This is a genomic window from Vibrio sp. Isolate30 (assembly GCF_022397975.1).
Lineage (GTDB): Bacteria > Pseudomonadota > Gammaproteobacteria > Enterobacterales > Vibrionaceae > Vibrio > Vibrio fortis.
The window spans coordinates 104,547-121,983 of the sequence record NZ_JAKEUS010000007.1; the positions used below are offsets into that span (position 1 = coordinate 104,547).

Here is a 17,437-nt window from a genome sequence, read left to right on the forward strand (position 1 = left end):
TTCAAATGTGCTGACCAACCTTTAAATCAAAAGAACACCCCAAAACAAAAAGGCCTCGCAATGCGAGGCCTTTGATTTTTCTATCTATCAGAAGAGATTAGTCGCGAAGTGCTGCGCCGAATTTCTCTGAGATTGAAGCTACGATAGCATCTACTGAACCAGCGATGTCTGCATCTTCTAGTGTGCGCTCTACAGACTGTAGAGTCAGTGCGATAGCTAGGCTCTTCTTGCCTTCTTCTACGCCCTTACCTACGTAAACGTCGAACAGTTTAGCGTCTGTTAGGAATTCGCCACCAGCTGCGATACACGCTTCTACGATGTCGCCAGAAGCTACTGCTTCGTCAACAACAACCGCGATATCACGACGGTTTGCAGGGAACTTAGATACTGCTACAGCTTCTGGAAGCACGCGAGTGTTGATAGCTGCCCATTCGATTTCGAATACGATAGTACGGCCGTTTAGACCAAACTTACGCTCTAGTTCTGGGTGAACAGTACCAATGATACCCACTTCTTTACCGTCTACTACGATAGCCGCAGTTTGACCTGGGTGAAGTGCTGGGTGCTTAGCAGCTTTGAAGCTGTAAGCTTTCTCGTTCGCTGTTAGCTCTAGAACGGCTTCTAGGTCGCCTTTCAGGTCGAAGAAGTCAACAGTGTTTGTTGCAACGTCCCAGTGCTCTTCGCCACGAGTACCAGAGATAACGCCCGCTAGCATCACTTCTTGACGCATGCCGTTTTCAGCTGATGCTTCTGGGATGAAACGTAGGCCAGATTCGAATAGACGAACACGTGGCTGTTGACGCTTCTGGTTGTGAACAACTGTGTTTAGAAGACCTTGGATTAGGCCAAGACGCATAGCTGACATGTCCGCAGAGATTGGGAACGGCAGGATTAGCGGCTCAACATCTGGAACGATCAGTTTTTGCTGCTCTGGCTCAACGAAGCTGTAAGTGATTGCTTCGTGGTAGCCACGGTCAACTAGAAGGTCACGAACGCGCTTAAGCGGTTGGTCAGCTTCTTTGTGGTCGTTCATCTTAAGTGCCGCTTTAGGCGCTTGGTTTGGAATGTTATCGTAACCGTAGATACGACCTACTTCTTCAATTAGGTCTTGCTCGATTGCGATATCGAAACGCCAAGATGGAGACGTTGCCGTCCAACCTGCTTCAGTTGTCTCAACTTCACAACCTAGACGAGTTAGGATTTCTACCACGTCTTCAGATGGGATTTCGTGACCTAGTAGGCTGTCTAGCTTAACGCGACGTAGAGATACTACGTTTGCTTTTGGTAGATCAGCTTCAGACTCGCTGCCGTTTACTGGCGCAACTTCACCACCACAGATGTCAACTAGAAGCTGTGTTGCACGCTCCATAGCAGCTAGCTGTAGTGTTGAATCAACACCACGTTCGAAACGTAGAGAAGAATCAGTGTGTAGGCCGTAAGCACGTGCGCGACCACGGATGTGATCCGGTGCGAAGAATGCTGCTTCTAGAAGAACGTCTGTAGTTTCAGTTGTTACACCAGACTCTTCGCCACCAAAGATACCAGCGATTGCTAGTGCTTTGTTGTGGTCAGCAATAACAAATGTGTTGCTGTTTAGTTCAGCTTCATTGCCATCTAGAAGTGTTAGTTTTTCGCCCTGCTCTGCTAGACGAACCACGATGCCACCTTCGATCTTAGCTAGATCGAATGCGTGCATTGGTTGGCCTTGCTCTAGCATCACGTAGTTTGTGATGTCTACAACTGGGTCGATTGAACGGATACCACAACGACGCAGTTTTTCTTGCATCCAGATTGGTGTTTCCGCTTTCACGTTTACGTTCTTAACCACACGGCCAAGGTAACGTGGACACGCATCAGTTGCTTTGATTTCAACAGATACTGTGTCTTCAATGCTTGTAGCAACAGCTTCAACTGCTGGCTCTGTAACGTCTGCGCGGTTTAATACGCCAACTTCACGAGCAAGACCACGGATGCTGAAGCAGTCTGCGCGGTTTGCTGTTAGGTCTACGTCGATCGCTACGTCTTCTAGGTCTAGAAGTTCACGAACGTCCATACCTAGAGTTGTACCTTCTGGTAGCTCAAGGATGCCGTCTGACTCTACGTCGATACCTAGCTCAGAGAAAGAACAAAGCATGCCGTGCGATGGAACGCCACGTAGTTTTGCTTTCTTGATTTTGAAGTTACCAGGAAGTACTGCGCCAACTGTTGCTACTGCTACAGTTAGGCCAAGACGACAGTTAGATGCACCACAAACGATGTCTAAAAGCTCTTCTTCGCCGATATCAATTTTTGTAACTTGTAGTTTGTCTGCGTCTGGGTGCTGACCGCACTCAACCACTTTACCTACTTTAACGCCGGTGAATTCACCAGCAACAGGTTCTACATCGTCAACTTCCAAACCAGCCATAGTGATTTGGTGAGCTAGCTCTTCGCTGTTAATTGCAGGTTTAACCCACTCGCGTAGCCAAGATTCACTGAATTTCATAGTTTTGACTGCCCCGGATTACTTGAATTGTTTTAGGAAACGAAGGTCGTTCTCGAAGAACGCACGAAGGTCATTTACGCCGTAACGAAGCATTGTTAGACGCTCAACACCCATACCGAATGCGAAACCAGAGTATTTCTCAGGGTCGATGCCTACAGAGCGAAGTACGTTAGGGTGAACCATGCCACAACCTAGAACTTCTAGCCATTTGCCATCTTTACGTTTCACGTCAACTTCAGCTGAAGGCTCTGTGAATGGGAAGAACGAAGGACGGAAACGCACTTCTACTTCTTCTTCAAAGAAGTTACATAGGAAGTCGTTCAGAATACCTTTCAGTTGAGCGAAGTTTACGTTCTCATCTACCAGCATACCTTCCACTTGGTGGAACATTGGCGTGTGAGTTTGGTCGTAGTCATTACGGTAAACACGGCCCGGAGCGATGAAACGGAAAGGAGGCTTGCCGTTTTCCATTGTACGGATTTGAACACCAGACGTGTGCGTACGTAGCATTAGGTCTGGGTTAAAGAAGAAGGTATCGTGGTCAGTACGAGCTGGGTGATCTTCTGCGATGTTTAGTGCATCAAAGTTGTGGAATGCATCTTCAATCTCAGGACCAGACTCAGTGTTAAAGCCTAGCTCACCAAAGAACTGTTCAATACGCTCAACTGTGCGTGTTACTGGGTGTAGACCACCGTTCTCAATGCGACGACCTGGTAGGCTCACATCGATTGTCTCTTCAGCCAGTTTCGCCTCTAGCTCTGCACGTTGTAGTGCGTCTTTGCGAGCTGCGATCGCTTGTTGAACAGCACCTTTCGCTTTGTTGATCTCTTGACCAGCAGTGCGACGCTCTTCAGGTGGTAGTTTACCTAGGCTTTGAAGCTGTGAAGTTAGTTCACCTTTCTTACCTAAATACTGAACTCGCACTTCATCAAGTGCGACTAACGAATCAGCGCTTTCAATCGCTGTCGTTGCATTAGCAATGATCTCTTCTAGATGTTGCATCGTTTCCTCATCTACCTTCTGGTAGTGTCCGTATCGGATGATTAGTTTTTTCGATAGCTACACATAGTAATCAAACCAGCTACTAATGCCAAATTGAATTGCCAAAAGAACAAGTTATTGACTAAAAACACGGCAACTTTCACGAGATATAAGTGAGGAGGATGAAGAAGTGGCACAATTACAGGTACCACTCCTTGATTTAGAGGTGAGTTTCACCCGAGATTACAACTAAGTTACACCCAAGAGAATGAGCAAACGGTATTCCAGAACTGGAACAAAATCAGGCCTAAATCTGAATCGAACAAACGCTGTTTTTCCCCGCATCTTTCGCTAGGTACACAGATTCATCGGCGGCTTTGATCAACTCACTCATCGATTCAAATTCTGGGGTTATTTCTGCCACACCGACACTAATACTGCCAACCCAAACTTGATGACCGGTTTCAACCTTCAATTCAGACACTTTATGACGAGCCGTTTCCGCGATGTACATTCCCCCTTTCAGGTCGGTATCCGGGCAAATAACCAAGAACTCATCGCCACCTAGCCGACATACAATATCGTCATTACGGAAGGTGTTTTTTAACTCACGTGCGAGGGTTTGCAATACCAAGTCACCAGCATCATGGCCACAGGTATCATTTATGCTTTTGAAGTGGTCAGCATCGATCATAATGCAAACCAAAGGCAGGCCAAGCTCTTGGGATTCTTGCCAATGCACTGCGAGCTGTTTAAACGCACAACGGCGATTAGGTAATTTGGTGAGCGAATCTGTTAACGACAACTCTTCAAGTTTCTTATTTGCTCGTTTTAATTCAGCAGTGCGCTCCTCGACTTTATCTTCAAGTAACTGATTGAAACGTAACAACTGTTTATTGCGTTCAGAAACCTGCTCAAACAAACCTTTCAGTGCAGCTAGCAAGGGAATGGTCGAAGAGTCTTGCTGCTTCTCTTCTGCTTCAAAGGCTTGTAGAGGTGTCGCGCCCTCTGCAATCGCTGCCATTTGTCGCGCCATGTTTTGGTCGATGCCAAGGATATGATAAGCAAGCCAATGGATCAGAAAATCAAGTAGCTGCCGTGCCGATGATTGATCTTCTTCTAAGATAAAAGCCTGCATGCTGTAGATGTCTTGCATAAACACACGATGCACTTTGATGTGCTCTTCGATGTGTTGTTCATGTACACCACGCTCTCTCATCAAACACTCTTCTTCCTTAAAGTGGAATTCGGCATAGCGCGTAAGATCGAGCAGAGCGACGTTAATGTCACCGATAGAAATCGTATTCTCCGATAACAGGTTGCCGTAGTGGTTGATAAAGCCAACTAGGTATTGATGTTGTTCGTCTACAGCATCAATACCTGTTTCAAAATTTTTATCCCAATTAAATGAATTCATAAGTCCCTTAGGGCCAATGCCGCCAGCATAATTTAAATGCATATCCGATCATTATAGGTGGTCAATTAACATAACCACCTTACCTTTAGGGCTATTTGATTTCTCGCCGAGTTTATAAAAAAACGACCTTGATCGTTATAAACCGCAGTCCTAACTAAAATTGAGGCGTTTTGTTCAACAAGAACGCCTCAATTAGCCAACATTAGAAGTAATACTCCAACGCCAGCTCAACAAAATCGTCCTTTCTAGCAAAGAAGAGTAAATCTTCAGGCGTTTCGTTCTCGAACAACCAACCGTTCAATCGCCACTTAAAGTGGTTATTGATGCGGGCTGAAGCTTCTACACGCGCACTGTAGACATCGCTGTTGTCTAAGTCTTGCGTCATACCGACTAGAACTTCGGTGCCGTCTTCATCGTTAAGCGCAAATCGAGTTCCGACAAACACATCATTTTGCCCCACGTTTTGCGCATTGTTGCCTCGGCTGTCATACAGATATTCTGCAAGAAAGCCAATGTCCCAATACGAATCTAATGCCCCTACCCAAGTGTATTCAAAGCCTGTGACTAGCCCAGTGTGGTTATCGAAACTGTCTCGATAAACGCTTTCTAACTTGAGTAGCCAGTCACCAACAATACCTTGTACATCTAACCCGACGTGCTGCGTTTGCGCGTAGTAAGGTTTGAGCTTGTTCCCTTCGAAACGAAAGTATGGGTCGCGGTTTGTACCTGCTAAGTAGCTCAAGCCAACGTCCCAATCTCCGTACATTTGGCTATAACGCAGCGCGACATCGACGTGCTTTTCTTCTCTCGAAGACTCATACTGCGCATCGTCAGAAACTGGGATGGTTGGTCGCAACCTTCCATCCTCGCCCGCAAAGGTGCGCTCTCTGAAATACGGCAGTAGCATCGCATCCACCGTGCCCCAATCTTTAACAGAGGTAAAGTGCACCATAGGTTGGCCAAGCTTAGCTTCACCATCGACCGATTCAATGGCGTCAGTCTGGTTCACTACATCCACCAAGTGCGCAGATTCCGTCACACCCCAGAACACTTTGCCGACACCGGCACGCAGCTCATAGTCATCCCAGTAAGTAAGGTATAACGCCTCACGAACATCACCGTGGGTTCGCTCATCGTCTTGGCTGTCAAAGCGATAAAACGGGGTAAAGGTGAAGCTACCATTACCGTCTTGCTGCTCCCAATAGAGTTCAGGTTGCAGCACCAACGAGGTTTGGTCTTTGCTCTGCCCTTGTAAGCCGTCACTGAAGAACTGGCGATGCTCCACATTGACTTGCCCAGCCAGCTCAACCGAATGACACATCGACGAGACACTCATTAAACCGAGTGTCGCTGCGATGGTCACCGCCAACTGAGAGCCTAGTAACACATTCCTTTTCATATCAATGCCCTACTTCGCTCGCTTAAGGGTGTTTTTCTGGAAGTCGCGCTCTTCAAGTCCGTTCTGGAACACCAAATCTGTTGTGGTTAGGACAGTGCTTTTACCCGTTTGATGGTTTTGCATCGCCATAGTGTGAGCACGCCAGTACTGATTTAGGTACTGTTTGTAATCTTGGAACGACAAGGTTTTCAACAGTGCACCTTTACGGTCGTAGAATTCAACTTTCATTGGGCGGTAATGCTCTTGGTCGAGCCACACTTTCTGCTTGGTGTAGCCTGAGTTTTTATCGGTTGGCACTTGCTCTAACACAAAGGTGTCTAGTCCATCGAGTTTGGCGTCTTCCACATAGTTGAATGTGTACTTTTCTAGCTCAAACGAGCTCAAGTCTTCGTAAGCAAACTCACTGCCCATAAACGGGCCTGACTTGTTACGTGAAGAGATACGTTTCACACGTTTTAGAGCTGGAAGATATAGCCATTGATCGTCTGGCTTGGTGATGTGCGAATGGTTGAGGAAAGCCGTGCCTTTTACATCTCGCGGTTGGTCGAAGATGGTTAAGCCTTTGTCGCCATCGTTATCAACCTCTAAAGATTTAAGGCGCATTAAGCGGGTGCTGCTCTCTCCTTGTTTGTTTTTAAGCAGCATTTCCATGGTCGCAACCGAATCGCCCCAGCCTGTATCTAGGCTTTTGCGTTTCTCCGCAATTTCTAGCCCTTTTGCTGGGTCAGCCAGCGCAGGTAAAGCCACGAACGAGCCTAGGGTTAGCGCACCCATTGTTATCATTGACGTTATTAGTGTTTTCTTTGCTTTTGTTTTGTTAACCGTTGTTTTGTTAGTCATTGTTCTGTTACTGATAAAGTGATTAAAGCTTTTCATAATGATCTCCTTGGTCAGCCCGCATCTGCAGGCTGACAATTCCTTATTTGGTCGAAGTGGATAACTCAGCAGTTGGGTTAGGCTGTGTGCTAGCCTTTGGCTTTTTTGCGTCGCTCACGTAGTGGTTTTCTTTGTCGAAAATCATCAGCAAAATTGGTAGCAAGATGAAATCCACAACCAGTGCGATGAAGATAACAATGGCGCTCAATAAGCCCATGTCGGCGTTGAGTCTGAAGCCAGAAAGAGCGAGTACACTAAAGCCAGCAACAAGCACCACTGTGGTGATCCACAATGCGCGGCCAACGGTGTGGAAGGCGTAACGCACCGCTTGTTCAGCTGACTGACCTTCTTGACGAGCACGCTGGTACTTACTCAAGAAGTGCACCGCGTCATCAACCACAATACCCAAGGTAAGCGTGACAACGACTGATAAACCAAGGTTGATTTCGCCGGATATAAGCGCCCATAAACCAAAGCCAATGATCGCTGGTGCAATGTTTGGTACTAGGCTAATCACCCCTAAGCGAACCGAACGCAGAGCGAAGATCATCAGCGCAGAGATAAGCACGAGCGTGATTGGCAAAGTAGAGAGCATGCTCGCCATGTTGGTTTCACCGATATGAGCAAACATCAGTGATGGACTAGACGCGACCACTTCATATTGAGGTGCATTCGCCGCGAACCATGTGTAGATACGTTCTTCGAGCTCGACTAGCTCCACGCTGCCGAGGTTAGCGACGGTGAGTACCATTTTGATCGAAGACTTATCGACGTTGATTTGGTTGTTTAGGTCTAACCCATAAGGCAGAGACATCTCGTAAAGAAGCAGGTATTGCGCCGCAAGTTCACGGTCGAGTGGCAGTTGGTAATAGCTAGGGTCGTCACCGTGCATGTTCTTGTTCAAACGCTTATAAACGTCTGACAGTGTCGCAACATGGTCGGTTTCTGGTTGAACGCGTAACCACTCAGTAAAGTCACCAATCGCTTGCAAGAACACAGGATCTGCAATGCCTTGCGACTCGTTGGTTTTTATCGCGATACTGAGGTTGGTCATACCGCTGATGGTCTGCTCCATAAAGTCGGCAGCTTGGCGAAACTCATTCGAGGTATCGAAGTATTTCACCGATTCGTCGTTGACTTTGTTGAGTGGTATCAACGCCGCAGCAATCACTATCACCAGCGCTGACGCAGGCAACAAGGCTTTGCGGTTATTCACAACGAAATCACCCAACTTGTCCATGAAGGTCACTTTGTCTGACTCATTGGTGGTTGGCGCAAGGCGCTTCACTGGTAACAGGTTAAGTAGCGCAGGCAACAGAGAGACTGACAGCAAGCATGCGATCATTACACCCAGTGCAGATAAGTTACCGAAGTCACGCAGCACTGGAGAGTCCGACATATTCATCATCAAGAAACCAATCGCAGTGGTCACAGAGGTGATTAAAATCGGAATGAAGTTAAGCTTGATGCTGTATTGAATTGCCTCTGCTTTGGTCATTCCACGCTGCATCGCTTGGCGCATGGTCACAATCACGTGCACACAGTCTGCCACCGCTAGGGTTAGCACCAGTGTTGGAACATTCACGGTTGCGGTACTTAGGAACATGCCTGCCCAGCCAGACAAACCCATGGTCGCGAGGATGGAAGAGATGATCACCACAAGTGTCGCGACAACGCTGAAGAACGAGCGCAGCATAAAGGTGAGGAACACCAACACCACTAGCAGCATTAACGGCACCAATGTCGAGCTGTCCTCTTGAGCGGAAGTCATAAAGGCGTTGTTCATGGCAATGATGCCCGCTTTATGGAATTCAACATTCGGATACTGATCTTGGTACTTACCTATCATGGCGTTGATGGCTGCGATCACTTCTTGCACTTCGGCAGTCTTATCCACCTCTGGCAGCTGCACGGTCACATTCACAATCGTGACATCGCCAGATGCCGACACCAAGGCATTCTTGAGCAGTGGTTCATTTAGAGCGATCTGTTTTACTTTAGCGATTCGTTCCGGCGTATGTTCATACTCTTCATACAAGAGATCTTCTACCAAGAGGTCATCTTCGAACGCTTCGGTATGCTGATAGTTAGCGATGGAATCGACACGGCTAGAATATGGGATCTGCCATGAATCGACGGTGAGGTTTTGAATCAGAGTCAGAGTCTCTGGAGTGAATACATTGCCATCGTTTGGGGCGATCACAATGGAAAGGTTGTCTGTTTTAGCGAAGGTGGTTTGAATCTCGTCAAACGCCATCAACTGTTTGTTGGTCCCTTCGAAAAAGATGTTGTAGTCACCTCTGAAATAGAGGTTCTTGGCGCCGAACGTAGCAACAGCGATCACCGCTAACACGACAAACAGCGTTATAAACGAGCGTTGGGTGGGTAAGGTATACCAAGCACTCTGTGTTTTTGATGGTTGATTTTGGGGTTCCATCACAGCCTCCATATGTGACGATTCGTCATAAATGTATATTTAAAAACCAGCAATTCGCTGGCAAACATACAAAATGAGGTCAAAATCAGGAACTGATTCGATATAACCTAAATCAGCCCCTATTTTTGACGATTCGTCACTAATGGCGCTAAAATAACCCATCGGCTTAGGCCATGGGCTATTAAAACTTAACGACCAACAGATTCTAAATAAGCAACTTCTTCACTGAACAGCTCTTGCTCTACTCGGCGCCAGGTCTTTTTATAATCCCATTCCGAAGAGAGCGGCTTCCAGTTCAAGCCATCTAAAAGCATATTGGCGTTATGTAACACTGAATATGGGTCTTGGATTCGTTTAATACAGTGGCTGTTAGATGCATTTTGGTTCAAGGCGTTTGAGCCAAAAGCGATCGACCAGTTAGCAAAGACAATAGCGTCAGAACCAATTCCAGAAGAGAACTTCAGATCCCCAGCTTCAACAGCACGATTTACCAAATCATCGGCATGCTGAATCACCATCTCTTCAAGTTGATTAAGCTCTTGCACTCTTGTTGGCGAGGCCTTCTCTAATATCCAAGGGCTCTTCGCCATAATTGCACACGTTGATAATACAGGTTCCATGCGAGCATAGATTCGGTATGCAACGTGCAATGCCATTACTTTTTCACGGCTTGTGCCTTCAAACTCTCCAGAGCGCGCAAACAACATCGCCTCTGTTTTAAGTGAATGAATACACAGGGCTAAAACAACGTCTTCTTTGCTGCAAAAATGATTGTATATCGTCCCTTTCGAGTAAGAGCTTGCTGCGGTTAACTTATCCATTGTTAAGTTACCAAAACCCTGCTCTCGAACGATATCTCTTGCCAACAACATAAGCTCTACTTCGCGTTCTGCGATCGCTTGTTGTTTTTTAGTCATGCCAGAGACGCACCCTAACATTCCTTTTATTTCATCTTTGCAACCTAAGCCAAACTTCATGTTTAGTCCGTACCTTAACTCAGCTTATAAAACTCGGTCTGTACAACCCGTCTGCATATAAGCATGGTCTGTTTTAAACCTTGTTTGTATTAAACAATACTCCTACTCAATATAATAACATGAATCCCATAATCATGTACGCTGACATTTTGTGACGCTTCGTCATTTTTGACTTATCGTCATAATAGCTCAATCATTGATCAAATCAAGTCTCATTTATAAATTTATTCGACCAATGAATCATTTCTTCGATTTATTCAACCACACTCATACAATTTCAATACCTGATATGACGAACTGTTCACTCTTAGTTCTTTAGGAGACTGAAACCCGTCGTTTTGAAAGTGAGGCAGTACTTTCAGTGCTCAGCAATGCTTAATATTTGTTTAGCTGACATTGATTTAGGTGAAGTTGCTATAAATTCCGGTGTGGGTGGCTTACAATGGGAACATGAGTTGTACTTTATCAAGAGCATCATTTTGAGCGCCAAATTTACCTATCTTACTTGGAAAATTAATACCAGCAGCCCAGCTGAAAAGTTGGTGATGCTTTTACTCGCAGACAATGCCGATGATGAAGGCTACGCAACGATTGAACTTAACAAGGCTTCTACGCTGACTGCGCTATCTGTTTTTGGATTAGCAGACTGCTTAAAAGCCTTAGTCGACAATGGTTGGCTAAACAAAGTGAAAGTCGAGCGCAGAGACAACCAAGAGATTCACGTGTTTAAGATGCTGCTGGAACAGGAGCAACCTGCACAGGTTAATTCAATTCCTGTGTACGCACCTGCACCTGCACCTGCACCTGCACCTGCACCTGCACCTGCACCTGCACCTGCACCTGCACCTGCACCGAAATATCAGCCTGCTCCAGCGCCAATGCAAGTGATGTCGACCTCCCCTCGCCCACAAAGCCGCGGTGGAATGAATGGCAACACAATTTCAACTCACGATCTGGATGAAGAGAACATTCCATCGTGGGCTGAACGTGCGTTTAAGTTTTCCGGATTGTCCGGTGACCATAATCTAATATGGAAGAAGTTTGTCCTTTGGTACAAAGCCAAAGCCAATGAATTAATGCCAATATCTCGAATTGAATCTAAGTTGCAGTACTGGCTAGTTAACGAGAAGCAAAATGAAAGACAACAACCGAAAACCGCTCAATATTCAGGAACTTCAGGACAAACTCAAGGAAATGGGTATCGACAAAAGCTTAGCCCATCTGAGCGCTTCAGGCAGCAACTCATCCAGAAAGGCAAAAAGCCAACTTTCTGATCCTGAGCCTTCTGTTGTTCCAGAAGTTTTACCGGTCGCTGCTTCGCCATCGGTTCCTGTTGTTGAGTCAAATACAGGCTCAAATCAGCAAGTGCCCGTCGTTGACCAAGATCCGGCAGAACTAGAGCTGTCTGACTGGTGTATTCACGTATTCGGTTCATTCTTGAGTGTGTATGAAACACAATGGGAATACCAATACGGTAGTGAGCCAAGCGGTAAGTTCATCGAGTTCGCTAATACCATCGACTCTGACGGTTTAAACCGCGTACTGATGCACTGTCATGAACGTATTCAATTAGGTAACAGCTGGCCGCCACAAATGGGTGAGCTATGGATCCTCAAAGACTCACTGACAGAAGAAGAGCTATTGGATAGCCGTATTCGTGTGCTTTCTCGCACTGCAATCAACCCAATTGAAAAGTGGCTGATTCAGAACAAGCTCTACGACTTGAAACGCACAGCTGAGAACAAGCTTGATGCCCTATTCAAGAAGTACTACTTGGAAGCGAAAAGACTTGATGAGAAAGGCATGCTTCATACGGAACTGCCTCAACACTTGCTGGCTGCTAACTCAGTGAAGAACCTTAACGATTTGAAACGTGAAGAGTACGAAGAGAAGCACGGTAAGGCTCTGAACCCAAGAATTCAACAGATTCTAGACAGTAAAAAGCCACGCTAGACTAGTTAATCGCAATAGAGCTAGTTACTTACAATGAACTAAGCCACTTGCAATAGACTCGCTACTTAAAGCCTAAATACAAAAACGCCAGCAATGATGCTGGCGTTTTTATTAATTCGTTATTTTTGGTACGTTTCAAATCGAAAGCGCCAAAATGACGACTCACTACATAGGTAGTCAGATTATAGTAGGTGGATTGTCGCGTTTAGCGTGAATACACCTGAATCGTCGTCTTTCATCTTGAAGTTCTGGTAACTTGCACCAACAGATAGTGGGCCAAAGATGAAGTACTCTGCACCAACACCGTACATGATATCAACGTCGTCTTGTTTGAAAGAATCGCCCTTCAGCTCGTAAGAGTGCAGACCGCCTTTCGCGTAAACGTGTAGAGGGCCGAAGTCGATGCTTGGTTTAACTGCAACATAAGCTGTTGATGCATCAATGCTTTGAGCTGCACGGTTGCCATATTTAGTGTTGCTGAAAGAACCTAGATCCCAGTAACCCGCTTCTAGACCGATGATCGGTAGAATGCCAGTACCCACGTGAACACCCATCGCATTCTCGCTTTCGCCAGCAAATGAGTTTTGACCACCCATTACACCACCGTATAACCATGAATCAGCCATAGCTGTTGAAGATGCACCTAGCAGCGCTAGCGCTAATAACGTTTTTTTCATACTTGACCTTCTCGTCCTAGCGACGCTTAAGCGGTAAATGATTGCCACTAAAACGTCTTTTTGTAATTACTATCCAATTAACAAGAAAATAAGCAAGATTCATACCTGAACCTTGCTCGATTATCTCGTTCTATTCTTAACAAGCATCGATAGCGTTTTTAACACGCTTATCCGATACTGGGTACGGCGTGCCAAGTTGCTGTGCGAAGAAGCTTACACGAAGCTCTTCTATCATCCAACGCACCTCTTTGACATTTTCTGGAACCGCGATCCCTTTTGGCACCTTATTCAGTAACTCTTTGTAATCGTTCATTACTGATTCGACTTTAATCATGTGTAAGCGATCTTTGTTCGGATCAATCGGCAGTTTCTCCATACGACGCTCAATCGCGCGCATGTAACGTAAGATGTCCGGCAGACGCTTCCAACCACACTCAGTCGCGAAGCCCTTGAATATTAACCCTTCTATCTGCGCTTTGATATCCGACAAGGCAAATGCCATCGACAGATCAACACGTCCTTTCAGCTTTTTGTTGATGCTGAACGCTGTCGTCAGGATGGTTTCTACCTGTTGAGCAATTTCTACAACGGTATCACCTAGCTCAGCTCGAACATGCTCTTTCAGCGCTTCAAACTGCTCCGGTTCCCAAACCAAACCGCCCTTCTCTTCGATAAGTTTATCGATACCACAAGCGATACAATCATCAATCAAATCAAGGACTTTTCCGTAAGGGTTAAAGTACAGACCTAGCTTAGATTTGTTTGGCAGGTTCGAGTGTAGATACTTAATCGGCGACGGCACGTTAAGTAAAATCAAACGACGCTGACCCGCTTTCATTGCCGAGATCTGCTCTTGCTCGGTTTCGAACAGTTTAATCTCTACGCTGTCTTTGGTGTCCACTAACGCAGGGAACGCTTTTACGTCGTAACCGCCACGTTTTTGTTGGTATACCTTCGGCAGCTCACCAAAGCTCCAAGTATGAAGGTTCTGCTGCTCGATGTCGTCATCTGCCACTTTCGACAGCGTCTCTTGAACCTTGTCTTTCAAGCTCTCTTTCAGCTCGTGCAGATCTTTGTGCTCTTTCAGCTTACGGCGACGGTGGTCTACCGCGCGGAACGTTACTTTCAAGTGCTCTGGAATTTGATCAAGTTTCCAATCATCACGCACTACTTCAACACCTGTCATGCGGCGTAGCTCTTTCTCTAGAGAATCCAGCAGCGGGGCTTCAAGTGGCGTTACTCGCGCAAGGAATGCATCTGCGTAGTTTGGCGCAGGCACAAAGTTACGACGTAACGTCTTAGGTAGTGATTTGATAAGGCTGATGACAAGTTCTTGACGTAAACCTGGGATCTGCCAATCAAAGCCACTCTGCTCTACTTGGTTCAGAATCGGTAGCGGAACATGAACCGTCACACCATCGTTGTCATCACCCGGCTCGAACTGGTAGCTCAGTTTTAGCTTCAAGCCATTCTGATGCCAGAAGTTCGGGTAATCTAAATCGGTAACATGGCTTGCATCACCACGGAACAGCATCGATTTCTCGAAGTTCAGTAGCTCAGGCGTCTGCTTGCTGGTTTTCTTCCACCACGTATCAAAGTGACGGCCAGAAACCACCTCTTCACCAACACGCTGATCATAGAAATCAAACAGCTCATCGTCATCAATCAAGATGTCACGACGACGCGATTTATGCTCTAGCTCTTCCACTTCTTGTAGAAGCTTGCGGTTCTGTTTGAAGAAGGCGTGTTTGGTTTCCCACTCACCTTCAACCAGCGCACTGCGCACAAACAGTTCACGGCTCACCGTTGGATCAATCGAACCGTAGTTCACTAGACGCTTAGGTACGATTGGAATGCCGTAAAGCATCACTTTCTCGTGCGCCATGACTGCTGCTTGCTTCTTCGACCAGTGTGGCTCGCTGTAGCTGCGCTTAATTAGGTGCTTCGCTAGCGGCTCAATCCACTCTGGTTGAATCTTAGCAATGATACGACCCCAAAGTTTTGAGGTTTCCACCAGCTCAGCTGACATGATCCACTTAGGCTGCTTCTTAAACAGGCCAGACGCAGGGAAGATATGAAAGCGAGCGTTACGTGCGCCTTGGTATTCGTTCTTCTCTTGGTCTTTCATACCTACGTGCGATAACAAGCCCGCTAACAACGACTGGTGAATACCATCGTAACTACCCGGTTCGTCATTGAGCTTGGTATCCAATTCACGCATCGCTTGGTGAATTTGGAAATAGACATCTTGCCACTCACGAATACGCAGGTAGTTCAGGTAATCTTGCTTACACTGTTTGCGGAACTGATTGCTCGACAGCGCTTTTTGCTGCTTCTTGATGTAGTCCCAAAGGTTCACAAAGGTGATGAAATCTGAGTCTTTGTCGAAGAAACGCTTGTGTTTGTCGTCAGACGATTGCTGCTTGTCAGACGGACGCTCACGCGGGTCTTGAATCGACAATGCAGACGCGATAACCATCACTTCGTGCAGACAGCGATTGTTGGGTGCTTCAATCACCATACGTGCTAAACGCGGGTCGATTGGCAGCTTAGATAACTTACGACCAATCGCCGTTAGCTTCTTAGTATCATCACCTTGGTTCTTGTTCTTGCTGTTTGGTTTGCCTGATGCAATGGCACCTAGCTCTTCAAGCAATCTTACACCATCTTGGATGTTGCGTTTGTCTGGCGCTTCTACAAACGGGAAGGCTTGGATATCGCCAAGGCCTAGTGCCGTCATCTGTAGGATTACCGACGCTAGGTTGGTACGCAGAATCTCAGGATCAGTAAACTCTGGGCGTGATTCGAAATCTTCCTCTGAGTACAGACGAATACAGATACCTTCCGCGACACGACCACAACGACCTTTACGCTGGTTCGCACTCGCTTGAGATACTGGCTCAATCGGTAGACGCTGAACTTTGGTACGGTAGCTATAGCGACTGATACGCGCAGTACCTGGGTCAATAACGTATTTAATTCCTGGAACCGTTAGTGACGTTTCCGCGACGTTAGTTGCCAGTACGATGCGACGACCCGTGTGCGATTGGAAGATACGGTTCTGCTCACCCGCTGACAAACGCGCATACAGCGGTACGATTTCGGTATCACGCAGGTTACGCTTACTCAGCGCATCTGCCGTATCACGAATCTCACGCTCACCGTTCATGAAGATCAGGATATCACCCAAGCCTTCATCGCAAAGCTCATCAACCGCTTCGAAGATGCCTTCCATCTGGTCACGATCAGAATCACTGTCTTGACCACCGAGTGGGCGGTAGCGCGTTTCAACTGGGTAAGTACGACCTGATACTTCAATAATTGGTGCATTGTTGAAGTGGTTAGAGAAACGCTCAGGGTCGATGGTTGCCGACGTGATGATCACTTTCAGATCAGGACGCTTTGGTAGCAACTCTTTCAAGTAACCCATGATGAAATCGATGTTCAAGCTACGTTCGTGCGCTTCATCGATGATAATGGTGTCGTACTGGTTTAGATAACGGTCGTGCTGAATCTCCGCTAGTAGAATACCGTCGGTCATCAGTTTGATTTGAGTATTATCCGAGATTTGATCGTTAAATCGAACCTTATAACCGACAAACTCACCCAACTGGGTTTCCATCTCTTCTGCAATACGGTTCGCTACAGAGCGCGCAGCCAGACGACGTGGCTGAGTATGACCAATTAGGCCATAGCGGCCGCGTCCAAGCTCTGAACAGATTTTAGGAAGCTGGGTTGTTTTACCCGAACCTGTTTCACCCGCAACGATCACCACTTGGTTCTCTTCAATCGCCTTAGCTATATCGTCACGCTTTTGGCTTACTGGCAGGATTTCTGGGTATTCAATAGTTGGCTTTTGCGCTGCGCGCTGAGTAGCCGTCATCATCGATTGGGCAATATCTAGTGCAATCTCGTCAAAGACGGCGTGTTTCGATTTCTCGTTTTTAATTCGGCTAGCACCTGCAATTCGCTTACTCAAACGGAAGCGGTCACGCATCATACATTCTTTGAGCGCTTTACGAAGAGAGGCAGGTGTATTTTGAGAGGCTTTAGTAGCCTGAGAAGCAGAACTCTTGTCTGCCGCGTCCGAACGCGCGGCGTCTTGATTCTTATCTGCTTTTTCCGGAGACGAAGTCAAAGCGTGTCCTATTCTTTTCATTACATAAAACTTTGCGAATTGTAGCACAGAAGGGCTAAAACAAGATAACGGAAAGCAGCCCCCGACAATCATTCAA

At 46.6% G+C, this 17,437-nt stretch carries 11 protein-coding genes; 2 read left to right on the forward strand and 9 right to left on the reverse strand.

What is annotated here, in order from left to right:
* Nucleotides 1–97: 97 nt before the first annotated feature.
* The 7 genes from pheT to L1D60_RS16495 all read right to left on the reverse strand — a co-directional run bounded on the left by pheT (nt 98) and on the right by L1D60_RS16495 (nt 10,572).
* Nucleotides 98–2,485: a phenylalanine--tRNA ligase subunit beta gene (gene pheT / locus L1D60_RS16465; RefSeq protein ID WP_239842067.1), complete on the reverse strand. Its 2,388-nt coding sequence runs from the start codon at nt 2,483–2,485 to the stop codon at nt 98–100.
* An 18-nt stretch (nt 2,486–2,503) separates the two neighbouring features.
* A complete protein-coding gene (pheS, locus tag L1D60_RS16470) occupies nt 2,504–3,487 on the reverse strand; it encodes a phenylalanine--tRNA ligase subunit alpha (RefSeq protein WP_032548794.1) in 984 nt (327 codons plus the stop codon).
* 286 nt (nt 3,488–3,773) lie between these two features.
* Nucleotides 3,774–4,883, reverse strand: coding sequence for a GGDEF domain-containing protein (locus L1D60_RS16475; RefSeq protein ID WP_032549684.1), 1,110 nt, complete (start codon nt 4,881–4,883; stop codon nt 3,774–3,776).
* A gap of 202 nt (nt 4,884–5,085) precedes the next feature.
* The gene (locus L1D60_RS16480) at nt 5,086–6,282 is read right to left on the reverse strand and encodes a hypothetical protein (RefSeq protein WP_239842068.1); all 1,197 of its coding nucleotides are present in this window, start codon (nt 6,280–6,282) and stop codon (nt 5,086–5,088) included.
* A gap of 9 nt (nt 6,283–6,291) precedes the next feature.
* Entirely contained in the window at nt 6,292–7,065 is a 774-nt protein-coding gene (locus tag L1D60_RS16485) for an outer membrane lipoprotein-sorting protein (protein WP_239842147.1), read from the reverse strand.
* Between the two features lie 136 nt (nt 7,066–7,201).
* Nucleotides 7,202–9,607: an MMPL family transporter gene (locus L1D60_RS16490; protein ID WP_239842069.1), complete on the reverse strand. Its 2,406-nt coding sequence runs from the start codon at nt 9,605–9,607 to the stop codon at nt 7,202–7,204.
* Nucleotides 9,608–9,783: 176 nt separating this feature from the next.
* Nucleotides 9,784–10,572 carry a TetR/AcrR family transcriptional regulator gene (locus tag L1D60_RS16495; protein ID WP_239842070.1) on the reverse strand — a complete coding sequence of 263 codons (789 nt, stop codon included), beginning with the start codon at nt 10,570–10,572 and terminating at the stop codon, nt 9,784–9,786.
* 479 nt (nt 10,573–11,051) lie between these two features.
* On the opposite strand from L1D60_RS16495, the gene L1D60_RS16500 reads away from it, so the two are divergent.
* Together L1D60_RS16500 and L1D60_RS16505 are read left to right on the forward strand one after the other, a co-directional pair.
* Nucleotides 11,052–11,846, forward strand: coding sequence for a hypothetical protein (locus tag L1D60_RS16500; RefSeq protein ID WP_239842148.1), 795 nt, complete (start codon nt 11,052–11,054; stop codon nt 11,844–11,846).
* Nucleotides 11,767–12,525 (forward strand): hypothetical protein, encoded by a 759-nt coding sequence (locus L1D60_RS16505; RefSeq protein ID WP_239842071.1) that lies wholly within the window; start codon nt 11,767–11,769, stop codon nt 12,523–12,525. The genes L1D60_RS16500 and L1D60_RS16505 overlap by 80 nt, the downstream gene beginning before the upstream one ends.
* Nucleotides 12,526–12,707: 182 nt before the next feature.
* On the opposite strand, the gene L1D60_RS16510 is transcribed toward L1D60_RS16505, so the two are convergent.
* Both L1D60_RS16510 and hrpA read right to left on the reverse strand, forming a co-directional pair.
* On the reverse strand, nt 12,708–13,202 hold the full coding sequence (locus L1D60_RS16510) for an outer membrane beta-barrel protein (protein ID WP_239842072.1): 495 nt from the start codon (nt 13,200–13,202) through the stop codon (nt 12,708–12,710).
* A 136-nt stretch (nt 13,203–13,338) separates the two neighbouring features.
* A complete protein-coding gene (hrpA, locus tag L1D60_RS16515; RefSeq protein WP_239842149.1) occupies nt 13,339–17,340 on the reverse strand; it encodes an ATP-dependent RNA helicase HrpA in 4,002 nt (1,333 codons plus the stop codon).
* Nucleotides 17,341–17,437: the final 97 nt, after the last annotated feature.